Source organism: Streptomyces sp. NPDC111802 (assembly GCF_055634335.1).
This window is the reverse complement of sequence record NZ_JBVKCZ010000003.1, coordinates 137,708-154,512: the sequence shown is the minus strand read 5'-3', so window position 1 is coordinate 154,512 and position 16,805 is coordinate 137,708. Positions and strand designations below refer to the sequence as shown.

At 72.3% G+C, this 16,805-nt stretch carries 14 protein-coding genes and 1 pseudogene; 13 read left to right on the top strand and 2 right to left on the bottom strand.

Annotated elements, in window-relative coordinates; all coding sequences use genetic code 11:
• Position 1 precedes the first annotated feature (1 nt).
• The 3 genes from ACZ7NC_RS04010 to ACZ7NC_RS04000 all read left to right on the top strand — a co-directional run bounded on the left by ACZ7NC_RS04010 (position 2) and on the right by ACZ7NC_RS04000 (position 4,247).
• Positions 2–841, top strand: a complete 840-nt coding sequence (locus ACZ7NC_RS04010) for a carbohydrate ABC transporter permease (protein WP_471484919.1) — start codon at positions 2–4, stop codon at positions 839–841.
• Between the two features lie 47 nt (positions 842–888).
• Entirely contained in the window at positions 889–2,253 is a 1,365-nt protein-coding gene (locus ACZ7NC_RS04005; RefSeq protein ID WP_471484669.1) for a GH1 family beta-glucosidase, read from the top strand.
• A gap of 116 nt (positions 2,254–2,369) precedes the next feature.
• A complete protein-coding gene (locus tag ACZ7NC_RS04000) occupies positions 2,370–4,247 on the top strand; it encodes a discoidin domain-containing protein (protein ID WP_471484668.1) in 1,878 nt (625 codons plus the stop codon).
• 10 nt (positions 4,248–4,257) lie between these two features.
• Here ACZ7NC_RS04000 and ACZ7NC_RS03995 read toward each other — a convergent pair whose 3' ends face one another.
• Positions 4,258–5,196, bottom strand: coding sequence for an ATP-binding protein (locus ACZ7NC_RS03995; protein ID WP_471484666.1), 939 nt, complete (start codon positions 5,194–5,196; stop codon positions 4,258–4,260).
• A gap of 181 nt (positions 5,197–5,377) precedes the next feature.
• Between ACZ7NC_RS03995 and ACZ7NC_RS03990 the strand changes: the two genes are divergently transcribed.
• The 5 genes from ACZ7NC_RS03990 (at position 5,378) to ACZ7NC_RS03970 (ending at position 10,857) form a co-directional block, all read left to right on the top strand.
• A complete protein-coding gene (locus ACZ7NC_RS03990) occupies positions 5,378–5,926 on the top strand; it encodes a GNAT family N-acetyltransferase (protein ID WP_471484665.1) in 549 nt (182 codons plus the stop codon).
• 62 nt (positions 5,927–5,988) lie between these two features.
• Positions 5,989–7,449, top strand: a complete 1,461-nt coding sequence (locus tag ACZ7NC_RS03985) for an ABC transporter substrate-binding protein (protein ID WP_471484663.1) — start codon at positions 5,989–5,991, stop codon at positions 7,447–7,449.
• A 15-nt stretch (positions 7,450–7,464) separates the two neighbouring features.
• A complete protein-coding gene (locus ACZ7NC_RS03980) occupies positions 7,465–9,246 on the top strand; it encodes an ABC transporter permease subunit (protein WP_471484918.1) in 1,782 nt (593 codons plus the stop codon).
• Complete coding sequence (locus ACZ7NC_RS03975; RefSeq protein ID WP_471484916.1) at positions 9,246–10,475, top strand: MDR family MFS transporter; 1,230 nt, start codon at positions 9,246–9,248, stop codon at positions 10,473–10,475. The genes ACZ7NC_RS03980 and ACZ7NC_RS03975 overlap by 1 nt, the downstream gene beginning before the upstream one ends.
• 154 nt (positions 10,476–10,629) lie before the next feature.
• Positions 10,630–10,857 carry a GNAT family N-acetyltransferase gene (locus ACZ7NC_RS03970; RefSeq protein ID WP_471484914.1) on the top strand — a complete coding sequence of 76 codons (228 nt, stop codon included), beginning with the start codon at positions 10,630–10,632 and terminating at the stop codon, positions 10,855–10,857.
• 98 nt (positions 10,858–10,955) lie between these two features.
• On the opposite strand, the gene ACZ7NC_RS03965 is transcribed toward ACZ7NC_RS03970, so the two are convergent.
• Positions 10,956–11,723, bottom strand: coding sequence for a CDP-alcohol phosphatidyltransferase family protein (locus ACZ7NC_RS03965; protein WP_471484913.1), 768 nt, complete (start codon positions 11,721–11,723; stop codon positions 10,956–10,958).
• A 108-nt stretch (positions 11,724–11,831) separates the two neighbouring features.
• Between ACZ7NC_RS03965 and ACZ7NC_RS03960 the strand changes: the two genes are divergently transcribed.
• The 5 genes and pseudogenes from ACZ7NC_RS03960 to ACZ7NC_RS03940 all read left to right on the top strand — a co-directional run.
• Positions 11,832–12,815, top strand: coding sequence for a zinc-dependent alcohol dehydrogenase (locus ACZ7NC_RS03960; RefSeq protein WP_471484662.1), 984 nt, complete (start codon positions 11,832–11,834; stop codon positions 12,813–12,815).
• A gap of 152 nt (positions 12,816–12,967) precedes the next feature.
• Positions 12,968–13,366 carry a 6-pyruvoyl trahydropterin synthase family protein gene (locus tag ACZ7NC_RS03955; protein WP_471484660.1) on the top strand — a complete coding sequence of 133 codons (399 nt, stop codon included), beginning with the start codon at positions 12,968–12,970 and terminating at the stop codon, positions 13,364–13,366.
• On the top strand, positions 13,363–14,571 hold the full coding sequence (locus ACZ7NC_RS03950; RefSeq protein WP_471484658.1) for a glycosyltransferase family 4 protein: 1,209 nt from the start codon (positions 13,363–13,365) through the stop codon (positions 14,569–14,571). Before ACZ7NC_RS03955 ends, ACZ7NC_RS03950 begins: the two co-directional genes overlap by 4 nt.
• Positions 14,568–15,668 (top strand): class I SAM-dependent methyltransferase, encoded by a 1,101-nt coding sequence (locus ACZ7NC_RS03945; RefSeq protein ID WP_471484656.1) that lies wholly within the window; start codon positions 14,568–14,570, stop codon positions 15,666–15,668. The genes ACZ7NC_RS03950 and ACZ7NC_RS03945 overlap by 4 nt, the downstream gene beginning before the upstream one ends.
• Positions 15,665–16,777, top strand: a pseudogene (locus ACZ7NC_RS03940) (lysylphosphatidylglycerol synthase transmembrane domain-containing protein); the annotation flags it as partial. The gene ACZ7NC_RS03945 and the pseudogene ACZ7NC_RS03940, both read left to right, overlap by 4 nt.
• Positions 16,778–16,805 lie beyond the last annotated feature (28 nt).

The following is a 16,805-nucleotide window of genomic DNA, read 5'->3' as shown; positions in this document are numbered from 1 at the left end:
CATGGCGCCGCCGCGTTCCTTCCTGTGGTCCCGGCGGATCTTCCTCACTCTGCTGACCGGCTTCGTACTGGTCCCCGTCTACGTCATGGTCTCCAGCTCGCTCAAGCCGCTGGCGGATGTCACGGGTACCTTCCGCTGGCTGCCGAGCGAACTGACCATCCGCCCCTACATCGACATCTGGTCGACGGTGCCGCTCGCGAGGTACTTCGTGAACTCGCTGATCGTGGCGGGCGCGGCGACCGTCTGCTCGGTGGTGATCGCGGTGTTCGCGGCGTACGCGGTCAGCCGCTACGACTTCCGCGGCAAGCGGGTCTTCACGGTCACCGTCCTGTCCACGCAGATGTTCCCCGGCATCCTCTTCCTCCTCCCGTTGTTCCTCATCTACGTCAACATCGGCAACGCCACCGGCATCGCCCTGTTCGGCTCGCGCGGCGGTCTGATCCTGACGTATCTGACCTTCTCCCTGCCCTTCTCGATCTGGATGCTGATCGGCTACTTCGACTCGGTGCCACGCGACCTCGACGAGGCGGCGCTGGTCGACGGCTGCGGGCCGCTGGGCGCGCTGTTCCGGGTGGTCGTGCCGGCCGCGATTCCCGGCATCGTCGCGGTCGCCGTCTACGCCTTCATGACGGCCTGGGGCGAGGTGCTGTTCGCGTCGGTGATGACCAACGACACCACCCGCACGCTCGCCGTCGGCCTCCAGGGCTACTCCACGCTCAACGACGTGTACTGGAACCAGATCATGGCCGCCTCGCTGGTCGTCAGCGTCCCCGTGGTGGCGGGCTTCCTCCTCCTCCAGCGCTATCTGGTGGCCGGTCTGACGGCGGGCGCCGTCAAGTGACCGGCCGCCGTGCAGTGACCAACACCGCCCATTCCGAAGGGATCTCTGTGTCCGACCGCATCGACCTCGCCGCACTCCCGCACGACTTCCTGTGGGGCACGGCCACAGCGGCGTACCAGATCGAGGGAGCCGTGGCGGAGGACGGCCGTTCCCCGTCGATCTGGGACACCTTCTCGCACACTCCCGGCAAGATCGCGGGCGGGGACAACGGCGACATCGCCTGCGACCACTACCACCGCTGGCGCGAGGACATCGGGCTGATGCGCCAACTCGGTGCGAACGCCTACCGGTTGTCGATCGCCTGGCCACGGGTCGTGCCGGGCGGGGACGGCCCGGTGAACCCCAAGGGCCTCGCCTTCTACGACGAGTTGATCGACGGCCTGCTTCAGGCGGGCATCACCCCGTCCGTCACCCTGTACCACTGGGACCTCCCACAGGCGCTCCAGGACCGCGGCGGCTGGCCCGAGCGGGAGACCGCCGAACACTTCGCCGAGTACGCCTCGGTCGTCGCCGGCCGTCTCGGCGACCGCGTCACCCACTTCGCCACCCTCAACGAGCCCTCCTGCTCCGCCTGGATCGGCCATCTGGAGGGCAAGATGGCACCGGGACTGACCGACCTGACGGCCGCGGTCCGCGCCTCCTACCACCTTCTCCTCGGCCACGGCCTCGCGACCCAGGCGATCCGCGCGGCTGCGCCCGGAGCCGAGGTCGGCATCGTCAACAACCTCTCCACGGTGTACGCGGCCGGCGACCGCCCCGAGGACGAGGCTGCCGCCCGCCGCCAGGACGGCCACGTCAACCGCTGGTGGCTCGACCCGGTGCACGGCCGCGGCTTCCCGGCCGACATGGTGGAGACGTACGGCGTCGCACTCCCCGAGCGCCCCGGCGACCTGGAGACGATCGCGGCCCCGCTGGACTGGCTCGGCCTGAACTACTACTTCCCGGCCCATGTCGTCGACGACCCCGAGGGCCCCGCCCCCCACGCCCGCGCGGTCCGCCGCCCCGACGTACCGCGCACCGGCATGGACTGGGAGATCGACGCGAGCGGCATCGAGACCCTGCTGCTGCGCCTGACCGACGAGTACGGCCCGCGCAAGATCTACGTCACCGAGAACGGCTCCGCCTTCCCGGACGTCGTACGCCCCGACGGCACGATCGACGACCCCGAGCGCCAGGACTACCTGATCCAGCATCTGGCCGCCTGCGCCTCCGCCGCCCGCAAGGGCGCCCCGCTGGCCGGGTACTTCGCGTGGTCGCTGCTCGACAACTTCGAGTGGGCGTACGGGTATGCCAAGCGGTTCGGGCTGGTTCATGTGGACTACGGGACGCAGGTGCGGACGATCAAGGGCACGGGGCGCCGGTATGCGGAGATCATCCGGGCGCACGGGACGGGGGCGGAACGGGCCGCCTGACGAGGACCGTACGCAGGCACGACGACCGACGCAGGCACGACGACCGGCACGGAAGGCACCACGGCACGGAATGCGCATCCCCTGAGGACCACCCCACACCTCCCAAGGAGAGCCGCATGCGATCCCGTACTTCCCGCACCCTCCTGACGGCGCTCACCGCCCTCACCCTTTTCTGCGCCGGCTCGGCGTTCGCCGCGCCGGCCCCGGAGCCCAACGCCGTGGCAGCCGCGTGGGACAGCGACCGAGCGGCCACCGCCTACGCGGCGAACCCGGCCGCCGTCACCGCGTCCGGCGCCGAGAACGCCGGCCTGGCAGCGGGCCTCGCCTTCGACGGCAACGGCGCGACCCGTTGGTCCAGCGACTTCACCGACGGCGCCTGGATCCGGGTCGACCTGGGCACGACGATCCGCGTCGACCGGGTGGTCCTGGACTGGGAGGCCGCCTACGGCAAGAGATATGTCCTGGAGGTCTCGAAGAACGGCACCGACTGGACCCCCTTCTACACGGAGACCGCAGGCACCGGCGGCTCGGTCACCGCGCACACCTACCCGCAGGAGGTGACCGGCCGCTACGTCCGCATGCGCGGCATCGAACGCGCCACGCCCTACGGCTACTCGCTGTACTCCTTCAAGGTCTTCGGCGGCGAACCGGCCGCGGCCTCCACGACCCGCACGAACCTCGCCCTGAACCACCCCGCCTACGCCAACTACTACCAGCACGCCGGCAATTCACCGGCCTTCGTCACCGACGGCGGATGGCCGGGGGATCTCAAGGCCGACGCGACCCGCTGGTCCAGCGACTGGAACGCGGACCGGTGGATCTCGGTGGACCTGGGCGCCACCTCGACGATCTCATCGGTGGACCTGTACTGGGAGGCGGCCTACGCCGTCGACTACCAGCTCCAGGTCTCCGACGACAACCGCGCCTGGCGCACGGTGTACCAGCCCACGACCGCCGAGGTCGCCGCCCGCCGGGCGAACGTGAAGTCCCCGTCGGACGCGGTCGGCCTGCACGACCCGATCGCCCTCTCCTCCCCGGCGACCGGCCGCTATGTCCGCATGCTCGGCAAGGAACGCCGCAGCTTCTACAACCCGGCCCCCGCGACGGCCCAGTTCGGCTACTCCCTGTACGAGTTCCAGGTCTGGGGCACGGGCGGCAGCGCCAACGCCGCCTACCCGGCACTCCCGGCCGAGCAGCCGGGCTCGTACCAGACCACCTTCTTCGACGACTTCACCGGCACAGCGCTCGACCGCGGCAAATGGCGGGTGGTGCGCACCGGCACCGAAATGGGCTCGGTCAACGGCGAGTCGCAGGCGTACGTCGACTCGACGGACAACATCCGCACCGAGAACGGGGCGTTGATCCTGAGGGCGAAGTACTGCAAGGGCTGCACCCAGGCGGGCGGCGGCACATACGACTTCACGTCGGGCCGCGTCGACACCAACACCCGCTTCGACTTCACCTACGGCAAGGTCAGCGCCCGCATGAAACTCCCGGTCGGCGACGGCTTCTGGCCCGCCTTCTGGCTGCTCGGCAGCAATGTCGACGACCCGTCGGTCTCCTGGCCCGCGTCCGGCGAGACCGACATCATGGAGAACGTCGGCTACCGCGACTGGACCAGCACCGCCCTGCACGGCCCCGGCTACTCGGCCGACGGCAACATCGGCGCCCGCCAGACCTTCCCGAACGGCGGCACGATCGACCAGTGGCACACCTACGCCGTCGAGTGGACCCCGACGGGCATGCGTTTCTCCGTCGACGACCGCCTGGTCCAGGAAACGACCCGCAACAAGCTGGAGTCGACGCGCGGCCAGTGGGTCTACGACCACAACCAGTACGTCATCCTCAACCTCGCCCTGGGCGGCGCGTACCCGGCCGGGTGGAACCAGGTGACCACTCCCTACTGGGGGCTGCCGCAGTCCAGCGTGGACCGGGTCGCGGGTGGGGGAGTGCAGGCTGAGGTGGACTGGGTGCGGGTGGAGCAGAAGCGGTAGCCCACACGCGTCAGGCCGGCCCCGGCACGAACTCCGGGTCCACCTGCGCGGCCAGGTCATGCCCCGTCCGCGCATCCGCCCACGCCCGTGCGTTGCGCAGGTGGAACTCGACCGCGTGGCGGTGGATCGCAGGCCAGTCCTTGGGCCGGGCGTCCACCGCCTCGCGCAGCACGTTCAGAGCGTGCACATTCTGCGACTCCAACTCGCCCTGCTCCCGCCCCTGTTCGGCCGCCCGGACCCACGACGACTGGACGAGGTGGGTGAGGAGGTCGTCGCCCACCTCCTCCTTCAGGAAGAGCAGGTCGTCCTCGCAGGTCACCTTGTTGCCGACGACCGCGATGCGGATTCCGAACTCGCGGGCGTGGTCCCGGTACTGGCGGTAGACCGAGACTCCCTTGCGCGTGGGCTCGGCCACCAGGAAGGTCATGTCGAAGCGGGTGAACAGGCCGGAGGCGAACGCGTCCGCGCCCGCGGTCATGTCGACGACCACGTATTCGCCGGGGCCGTCGACCAGGTGGTTCAGGTAGAGCTCGACGCCCGCGAGCTTGGAGTGGTAGCAGGCCACCCCCAGGTCGCTCTCGTCGAACTCGCCCGTCACCATCAGCGGCACGTCGCCCACGCGCCGCACGTGGCGAGCGTGCAGTTCGTCGTCGCCGAGCAGGGTCAGCAGGCGGGAGCCTCGGCCCGGCGGAGTGGTCTTGATCATGGCGTCGGCCGAGGGGATGCGCGGGTTGGTGCCGCGCAGGTACTCCTTGATGTCCCGTACGTGGGCACCGAGGGGTGGGGCGTCCAGAGCGGCGCCGGTGTGGCCCAGGGCCTCGGCGAGGTGCTGGTTGATGTCGCCGTCGATGGCCAGCACGGGTGCGCCGGAGCGGGCCAGATGGCGGGCGAAGAGTGCCGACAGGGTCGTCTTGCCGCTGCCGCCTTTGCCGACGAACGCGATGCGCATCAGGAGCGACCTGCCTTCGGTGCTAGGGTACCGTTGTTGAAAATGGATGTCATGTGACTAGGTTGTCGATGGCTGACGAGCGGTGTCAAATCGCTTGGGCCGTATGGGGGTTGTTGTCTTGTCCCATAGCTCCGCAGGTGCCGTGATCACCCGCTTGCCACTTAATGCATATGATGTGCAAGTGCATGACTACGGCATCAGGGCGGCGGGCCCGGACGACCTCGACGGCGCGCGGGCCCTGATGCTCGACACCGTCCACCGCGACTTCGGTACCGGCTATGTGCCGCGCTGGCACGCGGACATCATCGACCCGGCCGCCGCCTACCTCGCCCCGCCACGGCACACCCTCCTCGTCGCGCTCGACCCGCGCGACAACCGTGTCGTCGCCACCGCCGCCCTCGACTCCCGCGGCCCGGCCCACCCGCCGAACCCGCGCGACCTCGCCGAGCGCTACCCCTCCGGCACGACCGCCCAGCTGCGCCGCGTCTACGTCCGGCCCGAGCACCGCAGGCGGGGCCTGGCCCGGCGGCTCGTCCACCAACTGCTCGCCTTCGCGGCGGCCGACGGCGGCTACCGCGCCGTCTATCTGCACACCGACCCCCAGGTGCCCGGCGCCGAGAGCTTCTGGCGCTCACTCGGCAAGGTCGTGCACGACGAACGTGACGACCAGGACGGCGGCAGCGGCGTCGTCCACTTCGAGATTCCGTTCGAGATAGCGATGGAGCGATAGAGACCGTGCGCCACCGACCCCGACACCGCCACCGATCCCGACTCCGCCCGCTCCTCGCCCTCATGCTCGCCCCGGCGCTCGCCGGCTGCTTCGCCTCCCACGGCGGCAGCGAGACCGGCGACGGCGCCGACGCCGGCTCCCGCCTGCGCGTCGCACTCGCCTTCCCGCCCGCCGAGAACCTCTCGCCGTACGGCGCCGACTCCACCATCCTCAGCCGCCTCGGCGTCACCGAGGGCCTGACCGCGCTGGACGCCAACGGCGCCGCCGGCCCCGCCCTCGCCGCCTCCTGGCGCCAGGAGAACGACCGCACCTGGCTGTTCACCCTGCGCGAGGCCACCTTCCAGGACGGCTCGAAGGTCACCCCGGACGCCGTCGCCGCCTCCCTCACCCGCGCCACCCAGGCCAAGCCCGCCCCGGCCGCGCTCGCCGGCGTCACCCTCACGGTGAAGGCTGACGGCGGGACAGGGGTGCGGATCACCACCGCGGACCCCGATCCGATCCTGCCGCTTCGCCTGGCCGGCCCCTCCCTCGCCGTCCTTTCCCCCAAGGCCTACGACAAGAAGGACGACGTCGACCCGGCCGGCACCGCCACCGGCCCCTTCGAACTCACCAAGGTCATGGGCACCACCGCGGCCACCCTCGACCGCTACGACGACTACTGGGGCGGTCGTGCCCAGGCCACCGGAATCGACGTGAAGTTCGTCGCCGACGGCACCGCCCGCGCAAGCGCGTTGCGCACCGACCAGGTCGACCTCGCCGAGTCGATCCCCGTCGCCCAGGCCGCCACCCTCGACAAGGCGACCCGTGTGGCGACCGCCACGACCCGCACCACCAGCCTGCTCCTCAACACCGACAAGGGCCCCTTCAAGGACGCCGCGCTGCGGGCCGCCGCCCGCCAGGCCGTCGACACCTCCACGCTGGCCAACGACGTCTACGAGGGGTACGCCGACGCCGGCGCCGGCATATACGGGCCCGCCGTCACCTGGGCCGAGGGCAAGCGCACCGAGCCGGTCGGGCGAGCGAAGCCGGGGAAGCCGCAAGGCACGCGCATCAGGCTCGCCACCTATGACAACCGGCCCGAACTCCCGGAAGTCGCCCAGGTGCTGAAGCAGCAGCTGGAGAAGGCCGGGTTCGAGGTCACGCTGGAAGTGCGCGAGTACTCGCGGCTGGAGAGCGACGCGCTGGCCGGCAAGTTCGACGCCGTTGTCCTCGCCCGCAACACCCTCGTCGACACCGGCGACCCTGTCTCCGTCCTCGCCGGCGACTACACGTGCGACGGCGGCTACAACATGACGCAGCTCTGCGACAAGGACGTCGACCGAGCCGTGGCCAAGGCCGAGCGCGCGACCGACACCGCCGAGCGGCAGGACGCGGCGATGGCCGCCGAGGCCCGCATCCTGGGCACCGACGCCGTCGTACCGCTGGTCCACCAGCGCATCATCACCGGCGTCGGCACCTCCGTCAGCGGTGCGCTCCTCGACCCGTACGAGCGCACCCTCGTCGGCATCGGCACCCGGCGCTGACCCGTGCGACAGGGAATGGCCACGCTGCTGTGGCGGGTCGGGATCGCGGGCGCCCTCGTCACGGGCATCGGCGTACTGCCCTGGCTCTCGCACACCGACCCCGCGCTCACCGTCCTCAAGGCCCGGTCCGCGGATCGCGACCCCACGCCCGAGGTGCTGGCGGACATCCGCGCCCAACTCGGCCTGGACGAAGGCCCGTTCCATCTGCTCGGTGACTGGATGGGCGGCCTGTGGCGCGGGGACGCCGGCCGGTCGTGGATCTCCGGCAGCGAGGTCACGCCCGCCGTGCTCCAGGCCCTCGGTGTGTCCCTGCTGCTGATGGCGGTGGCCCTCGTGGTCGCCGCCGTCACCGCCGCGCTGATCTGCGCCCGCACCCTGTGGCTCGGGGCGCGGGGGCGGCTGGACGGGCGCCGAGCGGGAGGGAGCGGTTCGGCGGTCCTCGCCGCACTGCCCGAGTTCCTCACCGCGTCCGTCCTCGCCACCGTCGTCGGAGTACAGCTCGGCTGGCTGCCCGCCCTCGGCTGGTACGGCCCCCAGTGGACGGTCCTGCCCGCCCTCGCCCTCGGTCTGCCCGCCGGAGCCGTCCTGGGCCGGCTCCTCGACGATCTGCTGCCCGGCGCCTTCGCCGAACCCTGGGCGTCGGCCGCCACCGCGCGCGGACTGCCCGGCCGCGCCGTCGCCCGTCAGGCCCTGCGCCGCTGCCTGCCCGGACTGCTGCCCAACACCGGCCTGTTCGTCGTGGGAATCACCGGCGGGGCGGTCACCGTCGAGCAGATCTTCGACATCCCAGGACTGGGCCGGACCACCCTCCAGGCCGCCCTCGCCCAGGACCTGCCCGTGCTGCAGGCCGGCACGCTCGCCCTCGTCCTGCTCGCCGCGGCCGCCGCCGGACTGGCCCGCCTCCTCACCCGCCTGCTGATCGGTCCGGCCCTGCGCGACGGCGCGCTGCCGTCCCTGCACCGGCCATCGCCGCCCGCCCACAGGATCCTGCCCTTCGCGTACGGCGGTCTGCTCGTGGCCGTGATCGCCCTCGGCCTGCCCCGTGACCCGTTGGCCCTCGACACCGCCGAGCGACTCGTGGCCCCTTCCCGGTCGCATCCGTTCGGCACCGACGCCCTCGGCAGGGACGTCCTCGCCCGTGTCGCGCACGGCGCCCTCGACACCCTGCTGCTGGCCCTCGCGATCACCGCCGTCACCCTGGTCACCGGGCTCGCGCTCGGCCTGCTGCCCAGGATGTCCGGGCCGCTCGTCGACACCGTCACCGCGCTGCCGCCGGTCCTCGTCGCCCTCCTCGTCACCGCGGTCGTCGGCGGCGGCACGGCCACGCCCGCGCTCGCCGTGGCCGCCGTCGCCTGGACGCCGCTCGCCGCCCACACCTCCGCGCTGCTACGGCAGGAACGCGCGGCCCTCCACCTGACGGCGACCCGCGCACTGGGCGCCGGCCCCTGGTATCTCCTGCGCCACGAGCTGCTCCCCGCCGTCATCCCACCGGTCACCCGGCACGCGCTTCTCCGCCTGCCCGGCATCGCCCTCGCGCTCGCCTCGCTGGCCTTCCTCGGCCTGGGCGCCCAACCGCCCTCCCCGGAATGGGGGCTGCTCCTCGCCGAGAACCAGCCCTACGCCGAGCGCGCGCCCTGGGCCGTCCTCGCGCCCGCCGCCGTACTCGCCCTGCTGGGCGCGCTGGCGGTGACGGCGGCCGGAGGGGTGCGGCGCGTACGGCGTCGTGGTCGTGGGGTCGAGCCGGTCGTGCCCGTGCCTGAACGGCAAGCGGACGCAAGGGAGTTGGTGGCGGCGTGATGAAGTCGTCGGTACTCGGATTCCGCACGGAGGCTCCCGACCGGCCTCGCCGCCTGTCCCCCCTCCTCCGCCTTCTCCTCCTCACCCAGCTCGCCTTCAACATCGGCTTCTTCGCCGTGCTGCCCTTTCTCGCCGAGCACCTGGGGCAGGCCGTCGGGATGGCGGGCTGGCTGGTCGGGTTCGTGCTGGGCCTGCGGACCTTCAGCCAGCAGGGGCTGTTCGTGGTGGGCGGGGCGCTGGCCGACCGGTACGGGATCCGGCCGGTCGTGCTCACGGGGTGCGTGCTGCGGATCGGCGGGTTCGTGTGGCTGGGGTATGCGCGCGAGACCTGGGCGGTCATCGGGGCCGTGCTGCTGATCGGGTTCGCCGCCGCGTTGTTCTCGCCGGCAGTGGAGTCCGAGGTCGCCCGGCAGGCCGTGCTGTGGGAGGAGTCGGGTGCCGGCTCCCGGACCCGGGTCCTCGCGCTGCTGACGGTGGCCGGACAGGCGGGCGCGTTCGTGGGGCCGCTGCTGGGCGCGCTGCTGCTGTCCGTGGACTTCCGTACGGTGTGCCTCGCCGGCGCCGGGATCTTCGTACTCGTCCTCGTCGGCCACGCGTGGCTGCTGCCGCAGCACATACCCGGGCGCGGCGGTGTCGAGTTCCGCGGCGGTATGGGCAAGCTGTTGCGCAACCGCCGCTTCCTCGCCCTGTGCTGCGCGTACGGCGCCTACCTGCTCGCCTACAACCAGCTCTATCTCGCCCTCCCCGACGAGGTGGAACGCGCCACGGGTTCCCAATCGGCGCTGGCCTGGCTGTTCGCCCTGTCCTCGCTGCTCGTGGTCATCGCCCAGCTGCCGGTCACCCGCTGGGTGGGGGAGCGGCTCACCCTGCGCCGGTCCATGGTGGCCGGACTGCTGCTCATCGCGGCGGGCTTCGCGATCGTGGCCGCGACGCGACCCGCCGACCGGACGGGCACGGCGGGCCTGTTGCCCGCGGCCGGCTTCGTCGTCCTGCTCACCCTCGGCCAGATGCTCGTCGCCCCGGTAGCCCGCGCCTGGATCCCCGACCTCGCCGAGAAGGGCCGACTCGGCCTCTACACCGGCGCGTTGTCCTCGGTGTCCGGCTTGATCGTCCTCATCGGCAGCTCGGCGACGGGCTCTCTCCTGGACGCCGGGCTTCCGGCGGCGGTGCCTTGGCTGGTGCTGGCGGTTGTGCCGGTGGCGGAGATCGGGGTGTTGCCGCGTCGGTAGGGTCGGCGGGATGGGCGTGCCGGCGGAGATCGTTCGGGAGGCGAGCGAGGAGCCAAGCAGGTCGGTCGATGTCCACTGCGGTTCGGCAGCGCCCTGAAGGGGCGCGGGGAACTGCGCGACCAGCCACGATGGCGCCGCAGACGAGCGACGGCATATCTCGGCACTTGCAGCGGAGCGCGACGTGGTCGTGGATGACGCGGCACGTGGTCACGGCGTAGCCGGGCTGTTGATGCGGGAGGCGGTGCGGCTTGCGCGGGAGGCGGGGGCGCGGACCGTCGATCTCACCTCGCGGCCGGACCGGGCCGCGGCGAACAGGCTGTACGAGCGACTGGGGTTCGCGGAGCGGGAGTCGACGGTGTACCGGATGCCGCTCGACGGCTGACCGGGTTCAGGACGTCACCAGTTCCCGCACTCCCGACGCCTTCGGCATCGAGGCTTTCTCCGTACGTGACGTCCGGTACTGCCCACGGCTGACCGGGTTCAGGACGTCACCAGTTCCCGCACCGTCGACGCCTTCGGCACCGAGACCTTCTCCGTACGCGACGTCCGGTACAGCCACAGGATGTCCCGGCCGAACGACCAGACCAGCGCCGCCAGAGCCGTCGCGGCTACCGCGAACGTCGCCGCGTACGGGAGGTAGCCGGACGCGGCCAGCAGCAGGAACACGCCCTGCATCGCGGCGACCGTCTTTCGGGCCGTGCTCGGGGGGAGCGGGGCGTTGAGCCAGGGCAGGACGCGGGCGGCGGCGACGAAGGCGTAGCGCATGGCGCCGATGAGGAGGACCCAGGGGCCGAGCGACATCGAGACGTACACGCTCAACACCAGGATCAGGAACGCGTCCACCTCCATGTCGAAGCGCGCGCCCAGCGCCGTGGACGTGCCCGTACGCCGGGCCACCTTCCCGTCCACGCCGTCCAGGATCAGGGCCACCGCCGTCAGACCGACGAACAACGTCACCGGCGGTGAACTCTCGAAGGAGTCCGCCACCAGAGCCGTCACCCCGCCCACCAGCGTCGCGCGGCCCAGGGTGACCCGGTTGGCCGGGCCGAAGCGGCGGAGCCCGGAGCGGTGCAGGGCCAGCGAGAGCAGTGCCCATGTGGCGATGGCGAAGACCAGGCCGGTCAGCCAGCCCGCCGGCCCCATACCGATCGCCGAACCGAGCAGGGCCAGCAACAGGATCTGCACGCCCGCTCCCACAGCGGTCTCCTGCTGTACCAGCCTTGCGTCGTAAGTGTTGTTCAGGGCCACCGCGCATTCCTCCGGCCAGATGACAGAGACGATCAAGGCCGCGTACTGTGCGCGACCTGTGCACACCTCGGTACGTGCACAGCTTCACGATCGTTCAGGAGGATCCAGATGAACTGCACCGCACGTGCGTTCTGGCTCAGCTCTCCGGGTGAGGGAGAGGTCCGGGAGATCGCCCTGCCGGAGCCGGGCGAGGGCGAAGTCCTGGTGCGGTCGCTGTACTCCGGGGTCAGCCGGGGCACGGAGACACTCGTGTTCCGCGGCGGGGTACCGCAGAGCCAGCACGCGGCGATGCGGGCGCCGTTCCAGGAGGGTGAGTTCCCCGCACCGGTGAAGTACGGCTATCTCAGCGTGGGGATGGTGGAGGAAGGGCCGACGGCACTCGTCGGCCGTACGGTCTTCTGCCTGTATCCGCATCAGACACGGTACGTCGTCCCCGCGAGCGCGGTCACCGTCGTACCCGACACCGTCCCCGCCGCCCGCGCCGTCCTCGCCGGCACCGTCGAGACCGCCGTCAACGCGCTCTGGGACGCCGCGCCCCTGGTCGGCGACCGGATCGCCGTGGTCGGCGGTGGCATGGTCGGCTGCTCGGTGGCCGCCCTGCTGGCCCGCTTCCCGGGCGTGAGGCTCCAGTTGGTCGACGCCGATCCGCGCCGGGCCCAGGTCGCCGAGGCCCTCGGCGTCGACTTCGCCTCACCCGAGGACGCACTCGGCGAGTGCGACCTGGTCGTCCACGCCAGCGCCACCGAGCCGGGCCTCGCCCGGGCGCTCGAACTGCTCAGGGCCGAGGGCACGGTCCTCGAACTCAGCTGGTACGGCGACCGGCAGGTCGGCCTGCCGCTCGGCGAGGCCTTCCACTCCCGGCGGCTCGTCATCCGCAGCAGCCAGGTCGGCACCGTCTCCCCGGCCCGCCGCGCCACCCGCACCTACGCCGACCGGCTCGCCCTCGCCCTCGACCTGCTCGCCGATCCCGCCCTCGACGCGCTCGTCACGGGGGAGAGCGCCTTCGAAGAGCTGCCCGAGGTGATGCCGAAACTCGCCTCCGGGGAGATCGCGGCGCTCTGTCACCGCGTCAGGTACGCGGACACGCCCTGACGGACTCGTCCATTCCCGGACGAGCAAGAGCGCCTGACCTGAGAAAAGAGTGAGAGGGCGCTGAACGCGGGGAAGCGAAGAGCCGTACTACACGACATCCCCGGCAGCGATCAGCGGGGGATGAGGAGCGCACCGCACCTGGAGGGTGTCCGTTGTTCAGCATCACCGTCCGCGATCACATCATGATCGCCCACAGCTTCCGCGGCGAGGTCTTCGGACCCGCGCAGCGCCTGCATGGAGCGACGTTCCTGGTGGACGCAACGTTCCGGCGCGAGCAGCTGGACGACGACAACATCGTCGTCGACATCGGACTGGCCACACAGGAACTCGGTGCCGTCGTCGCCGAGCTGAACTACAGGAACCTCGACGACGAACCCGACTTCGCCGGGATCAACACCTCCACCGAGTACCTGGCGAAGGTGATCGCCGACCGGCTGGCCGAGCGGATCGAGAAGGGCGCGCTGGGCGAGGGCGCCAAGGGCCTCGCCGGCCTCACCGTCACACTGCACGAGTCGCACGTCGCGTGGGCGAGCTATGAGCGTGCGCTGTGACCGACGTGACGCTGGAGAAGAACGTGGCCCCGGGCCGGCCGGAGAACGTCACGCTCGGCTATGTGCCCGTGCGGCACTCCGTCCTGAAGAACGCCGAGATCATCCCCATGTCCCTGCGCTCCGTGCACTTCGTCCTGCCGGGCGGCGTCGACGACCCGACCGCGCCGAGCGGCGGCAACGCCTATGACCGGCGGGTGTGCCTGGATCTGCCCGGCTTCGGCTGGCAGGTGCACAAGCACGCCGTGGACGGCAGCTGGCCCCGGCCCGGGGCGGCGGCCCGCGCGGAACTCGCCCGTACGCTGCGGGAGTTCCCGGACGGCACCGTCGTCCTGCTGGACGGTCTGGTCGCCTGCGGTGTGCCCGAGATCATCGTCCCGGAGGCGGAACGACTGAGCCTGGCGGTCCTGGTCCACCTCCCGCTCGGCGACGAGACGGGGCTGGAGCCCGCCGTCGCGGCGGACCTGGACGCCCGGGAACGCACGGTGCTGCGGGCGGTCCCCGCGGTGATCGCCACCAGCGACTGGGCGGTGCGCCGGCTCGTCTCCCATCACGGCCTCGCCCCCGAAAGGGTCCATGTCGCCGCGCCCGGCGCCGACATCGCGCCCCTCGCGGCCGGCACCGACGGAGTGTCCCGCCTGCTGTGCGTGGCCGCCGTGACGCCGCGCAAGGGACAGCACCGGCTGGTGGAGGCGCTGGCGGCGGTGACCGACCTGCCGTGGAGCTGCGTGTGCGTGGGCGGGTTGAACCAGGACCCCGGGTACGTCGCCGATCTGCGGTCCCTGATCGCGAAGCACGGCCTTGACGACCGGCTGATCCTGGCGGGCCCGCAGGCCGGCGCCGAACTCGACGCCAGCTACAACGCCGCCGACCTCATGGTGCTCGCCTCCTACGCCGAGACGTACGGCATGGCGGTGACGGAGGCGCTGGCGCGCGGCATCCCGGTGCTGGCGACCGACGTCGGCGGGCTGCCCGAGGCGGTCGGCCGCGCCCCCGACGGCGGTGTCCCCGGCATCCTCGTCCCGCCGGAGAACCCCGCCGCGATCGCCGCCGAACTGCGCGGCTGGTTCGGCGAGGCGGACGTACGACGTCGGTTGAAGGCGGCGGCCCGCAGACGCCGGGCCGCCCTGAACGGCTGGGCCGGCACGGCCCGCAGCCTGGCCACGGTACTGGGCCGACTGCCGAACGAACCCCGGAGGGCGGCATGAGGAAGACGGCGACGGCACAGAGCGGCGGGGCCGTTCCGGCCCAGCCGGGGCCGAGGGACGTGACGGACTCGACCGGCCGCGAGGCGGAGAGCGGGGTGGTTGCCGTGGCGGCCGGAGCCCAGCGCGGGATCGTTTCAGCGGAGGATGACGTGAGTGGCGTGTCCGTACCGGCGTCCGACGACGACGCCGTGATACTCGGTGCCGGGCCCGGCTTCCGTCCCGGTGAGCGGGCCACCGTGCGCCTGCGGGACGCCGCGCCGCAGGACCCGCCCCGCTACGCTCCCGAGTGGCTGGAGCTGCGGGAGGGCGCCGATGCCGCCGCGCGGGCGCACGACCTGCTCGACCCGCTGCGCATCCGGCTCGCCAACCTGCCCGGACGGGCCGGCGGACTGGCCATCCACGACATCGGCTGCGGCACCGGCTCCATGGGCCGTTGGCTCGCGCCCCATCTGGACGGCGCCCAGCACTGGGTCCTGCACGACCGCGACCCTTACCTGCTGCACTTCGCGGCCGTGGCCTCCCCGCGCTCGTCCGCCGACGGCAGCCGGGTCACGGTCGAGACGCGCCGCGGCGACGTCGGCCGTCTCACCGCGGACGCCCTCCTCGGCGCCTCGCTGGTGACGGCGTCCGCGCTGCTCGACGTCCTCACCCGCGAGGAGGTCGACACCCTCGCCGCCGCCTGCGCGGGCGCGGGCTGCCCGGCGCTGCTGACGCTCTCCGTCGCCGGACGCGTCGAACTCACCCCGTCCGACCCGCTGGACCAGGAGATCGCCGAGGCGTTCAACGCCCACCAGCGGCGCTCGGGCATGCTGGGCCCGGACGCGATCACGGCGGCGGCGGAGGCCTTCTCCGAGCACGGCGCGACCGTCCAGGTGCACCCGAGCCCCTGGCGGCTCGGCCCCGGCGAGTCGGCGCTGACCGCCCAGTGGCTGCGTGGCTGGGTCGGCGCAGCGGTCGAGCAGCGCCCCGAACTGCGCGAGCGCGCCGACCGCTACCTGAGTGAACGCCTCGCCGCCTGCCAGGCAGGCGAGTTGCGAGTCGTCGTCCACCACAGCGATCTGCTGGCCCTGTGCCGACCGACGGGCGGAGCGTCATGAGCGTGGAGACGGTGGCGAAGACGCAGCCCACCAGCCTGGACGCCCTCGGGGCGGCTCCGGCGGTGCACGCGACCGCGCCTGCCGTGCCGGCCCTGACGGTCCGAACGGACGCCTCCGCCCCCGCCCCCGCGGCCGTCTCCCCCTCCCGCATCGGCATCATCGTCACCGAACCCAGCGAGGACGCGGAGCCCGCCAAGTCCCGCCGCGGCCGCCTGCGTACCGTCCTGTCCCGCCTCAACACCCCCACCGTCCGCACCCACTTCGGCACCGTCGCCGGCGTCGTCATCCTCGGCGTGCTGTTCTGGCGCCTCGGTACCGGCGTCTTCCTCGACGGACTGCGGCGGATCGACGCGGTGGCGCTGGCCGGGGCGCTCGGGATCGGGCTCGTCACCACCGTGTTCAGCGCCTGGCGTTGGCAGTTGGTGGCGCGCGGGCTGCGCATCCGGCTGCCGCTCGGGCCGGCCGTCGCCGACTACTACCGGGCCCTCTTCCTCAACGCGGCCCTCCCGGGCGGCGTCCTCGGCGATGTGCACAGGGCGGTGCGGCACGGACAGAGCGCCGGTGACCTGGGACGCGGGGTCCGCGCGGTGGTGCTGGAGCGCACGGCCGGTCAGCTCGTCCTCGCGGTCGTCGGCGCCGGCATCCTGCTGACCATGCCGTCACCGGTGCTGAACGAGGCCCGCGACCTCACCCCGCTCATCCTGTTCGCCGGTGTCGGCGCGCTCGCCGTCGTCGCCGCCGTGCGGATGAACCGCACGCCCTCGCGCCGCGACCGGACGAACCCGACGGCGCTGCGCTCGACCCTCGACGAGGCAAGGGAAGCCCTGCTGTCCCGCCGTAACGGCCCCGGTGTCGCGGTCTCCTCCGCCGTCGTGCTCGCCGGACACCTCGGGATGTTCGTGCTCGCCGCCCGGGTGGCCGGCTCCGGCGCCTCCGTGGCCGCCCTGCTGCCGCTCGCCGTCCTGGCGCTGCTCGCCATGGGCCTGCCCCTGAACGTCGGCGGCTGGGGTCCCCGGGAGGGCGTCACCGCCTGGGCGTTCGGCGCCGCCGGTCTCGGCGCCGGCACGGGACTGGCCGTCTCCGTCGTGTACGGCGTGCTCAGTTTCGTGGCCGCCCTGCCCGGCCTCATCGTCCTGG

What these genes read in the sequence shown, in the direction of transcription:
- ACZ7NC_RS04010 (WP_471484919.1), top strand. Translation starts at nt 2, where the DNA reads ATGGCGCCGCCGCGTTCCTTCCTGTGGTCCCGGCGGATCTTCCTCACT.
- ACZ7NC_RS03945 (WP_471484656.1), top strand. Translation starts at nt 14,568, where the DNA reads ATGAGGAAGACGGCGACGGCACAGAGCGGCGGGGCCGTTCCGGCCCAG.
- ACZ7NC_RS03985 (WP_471484663.1), top strand. Translation starts at nt 5,989, where the DNA reads ATGCTCGCCCCGGCGCTCGCCGGCTGCTTCGCCTCCCACGGCGGCAGC.
- ACZ7NC_RS03995 (WP_471484666.1), bottom strand. Translation starts at nt 5,196, where the DNA reads ATGCGCATCGCGTTCGTCGGCAAAGGCGGCAGCGGCAAGACGACCCTG.
- ACZ7NC_RS03975 (WP_471484916.1), top strand. Translation starts at nt 9,246, where the DNA reads ATGAAGTCGTCGGTACTCGGATTCCGCACGGAGGCTCCCGACCGGCCT.
- ACZ7NC_RS03980 (WP_471484918.1), top strand. Translation starts at nt 7,465, where the DNA reads ATGGCCACGCTGCTGTGGCGGGTCGGGATCGCGGGCGCCCTCGTCACG.
- ACZ7NC_RS04000 (WP_471484668.1), top strand. Translation starts at nt 2,370, where the DNA reads ATGCGATCCCGTACTTCCCGCACCCTCCTGACGGCGCTCACCGCCCTC.
- ACZ7NC_RS03960 (WP_471484662.1), top strand. Translation starts at nt 11,832, where the DNA reads ATGAACTGCACCGCACGTGCGTTCTGGCTCAGCTCTCCGGGTGAGGGA.